Annotated in this window: 2 protein-coding genes; both read left to right on the top strand. The window is 71.1% G+C overall.

Going from position 1 to position 1476, the window contains the following annotated elements:
- Positions 1–386 (top strand): type II secretion system protein GspM (gene gspM, locus LR948_RS18750; RefSeq protein ID WP_232755686.1); only part of this gene is annotated, 386 nt, incomplete at its 5' end.
- Positions 383–1476: GspE/PulE family protein (locus tag LR948_RS18755; RefSeq protein ID WP_232755687.1), on the top strand; the 1094-nt coding region annotated here is incomplete at its 3' end. The genes gspM and LR948_RS18755, both read left to right, overlap by 4 nt.

The following is a 1476-nucleotide window of genomic DNA, read 5'->3' on the forward strand; positions in this document are numbered from 1 at the left end:
TGCTGTTCCGCTTCGGCTGGCAGCCGATCCAGGCCGAACGCGCCCGGCTCAACACCGAGATTTCGCGCCATCTGGCGCTCTCGCGCCTGGCCGCGGACGCGGAAGACCTGCGGGGCGGCAGCGCGGCGCCGGCGCCCGCCCAGGAGGCCCCGCTGGCCCAGCGGGTTACCCGCAGCGCCGAGGCCGCCGGGGTGGCGCTCGCGCGGATTGAGCCGCAGGGCGGGCGGCTGTCGCTCTCGGTCCAGGAGGCGGCATTTCGCGACGTGCTGGATTGGATCGTGACGCTCGAACGCGAGGAGGCGGTGCAGGCCACCGCGCTCGAGATCGACCGCCAGACCGCGCCGGGTGTCGTCAGCGCCCGGCTGACCGTGGAGGCCATGCGATGACCGAGACCGCCGATCCCGCACTGCGGCCCGACGAGACGCCCGTGCCCGAAACGCCCGAGCCGGCAGCGAGCGGACCCGCAGCGCCCGAGCCCGCGCGCAGCGCCGCGCTGAGCTATGCCTTCGCCAAGGCGCATGGCGCGGTGCTCGACCCGGATGATGCCGCCCCGGAGGCCGCGCCGCTCTGCCGGCATCTGCCCACCGCCACGCCCGCCGCGCTGATCGAGGCGCAACGCGTGGCAGGCCGGCTCATCGGCTTCGAGGAGGTGGACGGCGCAACCTTCGAGGAGACGCTTGCCCGCGTCTACCGCAACAGCGCCAGCGAGGCCGCCGAGATCGCCGCAAGCGACGGCGACGACCTGTCCATGCTGGCCGAAAGCGCGGCCTCGGTGGACGACCTTCTGGACCAGAACGACGATGCGCCGGTGGTCCGGCTGATCAACGCGCTCCTGCTGCAGGCGGTCAAGGAGGGCGCCTCGGACATGCACATCGAGGTCGAGGAGCGGCGCTTCGTGGTGCGCTTCCGCGTCGACGGCATCCTGCGCGACGTGATCGAACCGAAGCGCGCCCTGGCGCCTCTCCTGGCCAGTCGCCTGAAGGTCATGGGCAAGCTCGACATCGCCGAGAAGCGTTTGCCGCAGGATGGCCGCGTCAGCCTGCGGGTGGGCGGGTACGAGCTGGACGTGCGGATTTCGACCCTGCCGTCGCAATTCGGCGAACGGGTGGTACTGCGCCTGCTCGACCGGGGCCAGACCCAGCGCGGGATCGCGCATCTGGGCATGTCCGAGCGCGACCGCGCGACCTTCGAGCATGTGATCGCGGCGCCCGAGGGGCTGGTGCTGGTCACCGGGCCCACCGGCTCGGGCAAGACGACCTCGCTTTATGCCGCGCTGCACCATCTGAACGACCGCAAGCGCAATATCCTCACCGTCGAGGATCCGATCGAATACTCGATGGACGGCATCGGGCAGATGCAGGTCAATCCCAAGACCGACCTGACTTTCGCGCGCGGGCTGCGCGCGCTGTTGCGCCAGGATCCCGATGTCATCATGGTCGGCGAGATCCGCGATGCCGAAACCGCGCGCATCGCGGT

It is taken from the genome of Roseivivax sp. GX 12232 (assembly GCF_021272185.1).
Lineage (GTDB): Bacteria > Pseudomonadota > Alphaproteobacteria > Rhodobacterales > Rhodobacteraceae > Roseivivax.